Origin of the sequence: Rhodococcus spongiicola (assembly GCF_004011835.1) — a bacterium.
Lineage (GTDB): Bacteria > Actinomycetota > Actinomycetes > Mycobacteriales > Mycobacteriaceae > Prescottella > Prescottella spongiicola.
Map to the genome: position 1 here is coordinate 987,704 of NZ_RKLN01000001.1, position 8,026 is coordinate 995,729.

Below are 8,026 nucleotides of genomic sequence, written 5' to 3' on the forward strand. Positions count from 1 at the left end.
TGTGATCGGCCTTACGCGACCGGCAAGTGAGGTCTGAGACCATCGCCGACGCTAGGGGCTGGGAGACCGTATCACCCGGCTACAACCAACTTTTGTCCGGATTGGGTTGATTTCGTCACACTTCCGGTGACGAAACGCGATGTTTACATCTCTAGCGGCAGATGGCGGTGTGAGTATGTGCGCATAGCGAACGATCGTTCGTATAGCACGCGGCATCGCGATGCTCGCCGGGTTTCGGATCCGACGATCCTCCCCGTCCTGATCGCATCGCTCCGCCTTGTTTCTCGCCAGCCGAATTCGGGACAGAAGCTCTCAGTTCTTTCGGAGAGATATCTCTATTGGCTGCGGTGCGGTCTGCGGTGTGGTCAATAGACGTGTTGCCGAATGTTATTTGGCGATCGCATATATCCGCAGGAACCAGGCCGTGTTCGGATAGCCGTGGTCGGAAATCGACCGAGAATCCTTCGGTAAGAACACCACATCCGCATGTCGCCGCACTCCGCAGCAGCGATGACGTCGATACTCGAGACGGTCGATACTCGAGACTTGGGGGCACGCCGCCTCCGCGCCACGTTCACCAACACACAACCCAGGAACGACAGACTGCTCAACAGCACAGACGACCAGGACAGGACTTCGGAATTGCCCCTCTCCCCGCACGCGGACACAGGCCACCGATCGACCGCGGTTCCGGCCGAACTCCTGCGGTCCGCCCTGGCCCCCGCCCCGCGCACACTCATCGACATCCTCGAGGCCACCGCGGCGGCCCATCCGGACGCTGCGGCGATCGACGACGGCACCGCGCCCCTCACCTACCGGGAACTGCTCGACCACGTCGCGGCCGGGACCCGTCGGCTGTCTCACGCGGGCGTCGTCAGTGGTGACCGCGTCGGGGTACGCATGCCGTCCGGCTCGCGCGAGCTGTACATCGCGATCCTGTCGGTTCTGGCGGCCGGTGCGGCGTACGTGCCGGTCGACGCGGACGATCCCGACGAGCGCGCCGAACTGGTGTTCGCGGAGGCGCGGGCGGCGGCGATCCTCACCGCCGACGGCATCCTGCCCGGCACCGCGCCACGCCGCCCTGCAGCTGCCGCCGTCCACCCGCCGACTCCCGACGACGACGCCTGGATCATCTTCACCTCCGGATCGACCGGCACCCCCAAAGGTGTCGCGGTCACGCACCGCAACGCAGCCGCGTTCGTCGACGCGGAAGCCCGTATGTTTCTGCAGGAGAACCCGATCGGACCGGGGGACCGCGTGCTTGCGGGCCTGTCGGTCGCGTTCGACGCGTCGTGCGAGGAGATGTGGCTCGCGTGGCGGCACGGCGCGACGCTGGTTCCCGCCCCACGGTCACTGGTGCGTAGCGGCGTGGACCTCGGGCCCTGGCTTGTATCTCGCTCCGTCACTGTCGTGTCCACCGTCCCGACGCTCGCGGCGCTGTGGCCGGCAGTGGCGCTCGAGGCGCTGCGGCTGCTGATCTTCGGTGGCGAGGCATGCCCACCGGAACTGGCCGAACGACTCGCTGTCCCCGGCCGTGAGGTGTGGAACACCTACGGCCCGACCGAGGCCACCGTCGTCGCCTGCGGCGCGCTGATGGACCGCACCGGACCGGTACGGATCGGGCTGCCGCTCGACGGCTGGGATCTCGCGGTGGTCGACGCGCGCGGTGAGCCGGTCGCCGACGGCGAGATCGGCGAACTCGTCATCGGCGGCGTCGGTCTGGCGCGGTATCTCGACCCCGCGAAGGACGCCGAGAGGTACGCGCCCATGCCGACGCTCGGCTGGGACCGCGCCTACCGCAGCGGCGACCTGGTGCGTCTCGACCCCGCCGGGCTGATCTTCGAGGGCCGCGCCGACGACCAGGTCAAGCTCGGCGGGCGGCGCATCGAGCTGGGCGAAGTCGACAGTGCACTCCAGAACCTGCCCGGCGTGGGTGCTGCCGCCGCCGCGGTCCGCAAGACACCCTCCGGAACCCCGATCCTCGTCGGCTACCTCGCCGGCACCGATCCGAACTTCGACCTCGTGGCGGCGCGGACGCGACTGTCCGAGCACCTGCCCGGTGCCCTCGTTCCTCGCCTGGCGCTCCTCGACGAGCTGCCCACCCGCACCTCGGGCAAGGTCGACCGAGAAGCGCTGCCCTGGCCCCTGAACACCGCGGGCTCGGAAGGGACTGCTCCAGACCCCGACCTCGACGGCACCGCCGCCTGGGTCGCCCGGTTGTGGGCGTCGATCCTGGGTACTCGGATCACCGGACTCGATGACGACTTCTTCGGGATGGGCGGCGGATCGCTGTCGGGTGCCCAGCTCGTGACGGCGCTGCGCGAGCGCTTCCCGGAGGTGACCGTCGCGCAGCTGTACGACCATCCCCGCCTCGGATCCCTCGCCGATTTCCTCGACGAGCTATCCCCCGCCGACACCGCCGCGCCCCGTCGCGTCGAACCCACTCCGCGGCGGGCGCAGGTTGCGCAGATCGCGGCGACGGTGCCACTGACGACGCTCACCGGCCTGCAGTGGGTGACGTGGCTGGCGATCGCCGGCAACGTGCTGTCCTGGTTCGAAGTCCCCTGGGCCCCGACGCTGTCGTGGTGGTGGGTGGCGCTCGCCTTCGTCCTCTTCGTCACACCGCCGGGCCGCATGGCGATCGCCGTCGCCGGCGCCCGCCTGTTGCTACGGGGACTGAAGGCTGGAACCTATCCACGCGGCGGACCAGAGCACCTGCGGCTGTGGATCACGCTGCGACTCGTCGAGGCCAGCGGCGCCGACAATCTGTCCGGTGCCCCGTGGATGCTCTACTTCGCTCGCGCGCTCGGCGCCAGGGTGGGCCGACGCGTCGACCTGCACACGCTGCCACCCGTAACCGGGATGCTCGACCTCGGCGACGGCTGCGCCGTCGAACCCGAGGTCGACCTGTCCGGGCACTGGATCGACGGGGACGTCGTGCACATCGGCAGGATCCGCATCGGTGACGGCGCCACGATCGGCGCGCGGTCGACGCTGCTGCCGGGCGCCCGCATCGGCCGTGGCGCCGAAGTCGCGCCGGGCTCTGCGGTATTCGGGAAGGTCAAGGCCGGCCAGCATTGGGCCGGCTCACCCGCCACCAAGGTCGGCAAGGCCACGCACTCCTGGCCGGACCATCCCCCGCGTCGCGCCGCGCACTGGGTTCCGGTGTTCGGCGCGACGTCCGTCGTCCTGGCGAGCATGCCGGTTCTCGGTCTCGCCGCCGGCCTGATCCTGATCGGGTGGCGGGTGCGCGACGCCGCCGATCTCGGCGACGCCTTCCTGCGCGCGTTGGCGGTCCTGCCCGTCGCTACCCTGCTGAGCCTGTTCGTGTTCGCGGCGCTCACGGTGATCGCGGTGCGCCTGCTGTCGATTGGTCTCACCGAGGGCTACCACCCGGTCCGCAGCCGAGTCGGCTGGCAGGCTTGGGCCACCGAGCGTCTCATGGACTCGGCTCGAACCTTCCTGTTCCCTCTGTACGCGAGCCTTCTCACGCCGCTGTGGCTACGTCTGCTGGGCGCCAAGGTGGGACGCGACACCGAGATCTCCACCGTCCTCGTACTTCCGAAATTCACGACGGTCGCCAACGGTGCGTTCCTCGCCGACGACACCATGGTCGCGAGCTACGAACTAGGCGGCGGCTGGATGCGCATCGAACCCGCCAAGGTCGGCAAGCGCGCGTTCCTCGGCAACTCCGGGATGGCCGGTCCGGGCCGACGTGTCCCCAAGAACGGACTGGTCGCGGTGTTGTCGGTGGCACCGAACAAGGCGAAGTCGGGATCGTCATGGCTGGGCAGCCCACCGGTGCGGCTGCGCCGGGCTGCAACCGAGTCCGATGCCACCCGCACGTTCGATCCACCGCTGCAGTTGAAGATCGCCCGCGCCGTGATCGAGACGTGCCGGCTGTTCCCCGTGATGGTCACGTTCGGCATCGGCCTCGGCGTGCTGTTCACCCTGGCATGGCTGGTCTCGGTCGGCGGGTTCGGGCTCGCGGCACTCAGCGGCGGCGTGGTGCTGCTGATCGCGGGTGCCGTTGCGGGTGCAGTGTCCGTGGCGGCGAAGCGACTCGTCGTCGGACGGATCCGCGCAAGCGAACACCCGCTGTGGAGTTCGTTCGTGTGGCGCAACGAGGTGTCGGACGCGTTCGTCGAGACCGTCGCCGCGCCGTGGTTCGCCCGCGCCGCGACCGGCACCGCCGTGATGAACGTGTGGCTGCGTGGGCTCGGCGCGACGATCGGCCGCGGCGTGTGGTGCGAGACCTACTGGCTACCCGAAGCCGACCTGGTGACCCTCGACGACGGCGCGACCGTCGAACGCGGGTGCGTCGTGCAAACACACCTATTCCATGATCGGATCATGTCCATGGACACCGTCACGTTGGGAGCCGGCGCCACCCTGGGTCCGCACTGCGTCGCGCTGCCCGCCGCCGGACTCGGCGCCGGCGCCACCGTCGGGCCCGCATCCCTGGTGATGCGCGGCGACGTCGTCCCACCGTCGACACGGTGGCAGGGGAATCCGATTGCCCCGTGGAACGACTCGGACGGGGGACCACGGTGAAGCCCGGCAAGGCTCCGGACGAGCCGATCGACCCGTACCTGCCGGGACACGGCAACGGTGGGTACCGAGTGTCCCGGTACGACCTCGCGCTGGTCTACAAGGTCCACAGCAACCGACTCACCGGGAAGGCGTCGATCACCGCCACCACCACCGACGTCCGGAGCAGGTTCTCCCTCGACCTCGCCCAGGCGATGCAAGTGTCGAAGGTGTCGGTGAACGGCCGTCGCAGTGCGAAGTTCACTCACCGTGGCGGCAAGCTGACGATCACTCCCGCGCAGAAGATCCCCGCCGGCGGCATCCTCGCGATCACCGTCCAGTACGCCGGTAATCCCCAGCCGATCGCGAGCATGTGGGGCGACGTCGGTTGGGAGGAACTGACCGAAGGGTCGCTCGTCGCGAGCCAGCCCAACGGTGCATCGTCCTGGTTCCCCTGCGACGACCACCCGAGTTGCAAAGCCAGCTACCGCATCTCGATCACCACCGATTCGCCGTACTACGCGGTGGCAAACGGCAAGCTGGTCGGCAGGCAGGCCAAGGCTAGCCAGAACACCAGGGTGTACGAGCAGACCGAACCGATGGCGAGCTATCTGGCCACCGTCCAGATCGGCCCGTACGTGCGCCGACGCGTGGACGGCGGCCGGGTCCCGATGTACGCGCTGCACCCGGCCGAGCTACGCACTCGATTCGACCACGACTTCGAACGCCAGCCCCGGATGATGGAGGTCTTCGAAAAACTCTTCGGCCCCTACCCCTTCGCGGACTACTCGGTCGTCATCACCGGCGACGATCTCGAGATCCCGATCGAGGCGCAGCGTATGTCGATCTTCGGGGCCAACCATTGTGACGGACGACGCGGCTCGGAACGCCTTGTCGCACATGAACTTGCGCACCAGTGGTTCGGCAACAGCCTGACCGTGGGGATGTGGAAGGACATCTGGCTGCACGAGGGTTTCGCGTGCTACGCGGAATGGCTGTGGTCCGAGAACTCCGGCGGACCCGATGCCAATACCCACGCGCTCGAGGCGCATCGCGGCCTCCTCTGCAAGCCGCAGGACATCGTCCTCGGTGACCCCGGCCCGGAGATGATGTTCGACGACCGCATCTACAAGCGTGGAGCCCTCGCGCTGCACGCGCTGCGGCAGACGATCGGCGATGACGCCTTCTTCGCCTTGCTGCGGAAGTGGACCGCCAAGTACCGGCACTCGACGGTATCCACCGAACAGTTCACGTCCCTGGCAGCGCATTTCAGCGACAAACCCCTGCACTCCCTGTGGGTTGCTTGGCTCGCGGACAAAGCACTACCCAAGCCCTGACGCGGCGTCCGTCGCGGGCTCGGGCAGGTACCGACGCCACTTGACGAGGACGAGCGCCAGGCTCGCCAACGCGGCCACCGCTCCGACGACGAACATCAGCGGGTAGGTCAACGCAGGGTTTGCCTCCGTGATCATCGCCATCACCGCCGGCACCGCGAAGCCCAGGTAGCTGAGGGAGTAGAAGACCGCAGTGAGACCGGCCAGATCGTCCGGTCCGGCGATGCGTTGGACCTCCAGCAAGCCCGATACCAGCGCGAGACCGTAGCCACACCCGAGGACCGCGGCCGCGATCATCGACATGGGCACCGTTAGGACTCCCGATGCGACAGCCGCAATGGACATGCCTGCCACGAGCACTCCGAAGGCCACGGCGACCGCCCGGCCGTTGCGTGGAGTATCGATCCTGCGCCCGAGTGCCTGGATCGCGAATCCCGAGCTGAGAGCGATCACGCACAGCAGTGCCGAGAACGCCACGGGCACACCGCCACTGCGGCTGGTCATGAGTGCCGGCATCACCGCGTATGCCGATGCGGCGGCACCGAACACCCACGGCGCCACCGGGGCCACAACGTAAAGGAACCGCCGGTGCCCCGCCGAGGGGATCCTCAGGTCCCGCGTGAAGGACCCGATCGAGTCGTCCCGTACGGCGGCGCGAGTCTCGGGCACCCACCGCAGCGCAGCACCGACGGCCAGGGCGAGCGTCGAGTGCACGGCATACGGGAGCACGTTCGGCCATGGCGCCCACTGTGCGAGGACGCCGGCAACGCCCGCGCCGATGCCGAACCCGGCGGTCAGACTCATCGCGGCGCGTCGGGCACCGGATCCGGGCCGGGCCGACGGGTCTCGGTCGGGCGTCGACAGCTCCTTGAGCCAGCTTCCGCCGACCGCCATGCCCAGCCCCAGCGCTACCCCCGAGAGGACTCGCCCGGCGATCAACAAGGCCGCGGACTCCGAGCCCGCCGCCAGTACCAGTGAACCCGCCACCGCGATGAACGGCGCCGGCAGCATCAAGGGGCGTCGGCCCAGCCGGTCCGACAGCGGACCTCCGACCAGCAGCGCGGGAACGACGCCGAGCACGTATGCGAACAGGAAGGTGTCGACCATCACCTGTGAGAATCCGTGTTCGAGCCTGTACATGACCAGCAACGGCGTGAACTCGTTGCCACCCCATGCCACTGCGAACATGCCCGCGGCAACGAGCATCCACGCCCGCAGACGCGTGGGCGCCTCGATGGTGGTGACGGCAACTCTGTCTTCGACCGCGGTCATCGCCGCCCACCCATCCTGAGAGCGTGGACCTCTCGCATGTGCCGCCGGACGGCCGACGCGAATCCTTCCGCGTCCGCGGCCTCGATCAGGTCGGCCAGGCGGGTGTGATCCTCGATGACCTTGGTGATCTGTTCCGGATCGCGGGCGAGAGAATGAGCCATCATTCTGCGCTGACGCTCTCTGAGCCCGTCATAGAAGGCATCGAGCAGCGGATTGCCCCCGGCGCGCACCAGCGCCCGATGGAAGTCGGCGTCGAGCACACTGAACCGCGCGGCATCGCACGTGGACGCGACCAGCTCACGTTGCTGCGACAGATTCGTCCGGAGCGTCGCGACGAGCTCCTCCCGAGTACGGCGATCTGCCACGACGGCTTCGACGGCGTGCACCTCCAGGAGCAGACGCGCATCGACGACGTGCTCGGCCTCCCCCTCCGCGATCGGCACGACCAGCGCTCCCCGCTTCGGATAGAGCCGCATCCAGCCCTCCGCTTCGAGCCGTAGGAACGCCTCCCGCACGGGCGTCCGGCTGCACCCCATGCGGGTTGCGATCTCGCCCTCGCTGATGAGTTCTCCACCCGGAAGCTCCCCGGACAGGATGAGCTCCTTGACCTGGCGGTAGGCCACCTCTGCTGCTGAATGCAACTTAGACACAAGATGTATTTATACGCCGCTGGGCGGACGTGGATTCGACCGGGGTCGGCCTGCGGGTGTCGGGGTGTGGGTATGCCGAAGGCCCCCACCGTGATTCGGTGGGGGCCTTCGGGAACGGGTGTTCGGCGGTGTCCTACTCTCCCACACCCTGTCGGGTGCAGTACCATCGGCGCTGGAGGGCTTAGCTTCCGGGTTCGGAATGGGGCCGGGCGTTTCCCCTCCGCTATGGCCGCCGTAACT

Annotated in this window: 4 protein-coding genes and 1 rRNA gene; 2 read left to right on the forward strand and 3 right to left on the reverse strand. The window is 68.3% G+C overall.

The window, feature by feature from the left end; genetic code table 11:
• Positions 1-486: 486 nt before the first annotated feature.
• Both EF834_RS04610 and EF834_RS04615 read left to right on the forward strand, forming a co-directional pair.
• Entirely contained in the window at positions 487-4,554 is a 4,068-nt protein-coding gene (locus EF834_RS04610) for a Pls/PosA family non-ribosomal peptide synthetase (protein WP_408014464.1), read from the forward strand.
• Positions 4,524-5,867, forward strand: coding sequence for a M1 family metallopeptidase (locus tag EF834_RS04615; RefSeq protein ID WP_235870985.1), 1,344 nt, complete (start codon positions 4,524-4,526; stop codon positions 5,865-5,867). The genes EF834_RS04610 and EF834_RS04615 overlap by 31 nt, the downstream gene beginning before the upstream one ends.
• On the opposite strand, the gene EF834_RS04620 is transcribed toward EF834_RS04615, so the two are convergent.
• The 3 genes from EF834_RS04620 to rrf form a co-directional block, all read right to left on the reverse strand.
• Positions 5,853-7,136 carry an MFS transporter gene (locus tag EF834_RS04620; protein ID WP_127946002.1) on the reverse strand — a complete coding sequence of 428 codons (1,284 nt, stop codon included), beginning with the start codon at positions 7,134-7,136 and terminating at the stop codon, positions 5,853-5,855. The two genes, EF834_RS04615 and EF834_RS04620, sit on opposite strands and share 15 nt — an antisense overlap.
• Positions 7,133-7,786 (reverse strand): GntR family transcriptional regulator, encoded by a 654-nt coding sequence (locus EF834_RS04625; RefSeq protein WP_127946003.1) that lies wholly within the window; start codon positions 7,784-7,786, stop codon positions 7,133-7,135. Before EF834_RS04625 ends, EF834_RS04620 begins: the two co-directional genes overlap by 4 nt.
• A gap of 120 nt (positions 7,787-7,906) precedes the next feature.
• Positions 7,907-8,023 (reverse strand): 5S ribosomal RNA (rrf, locus tag EF834_RS04630).
• Positions 8,024-8,026: the final 3 nt, after the last annotated feature.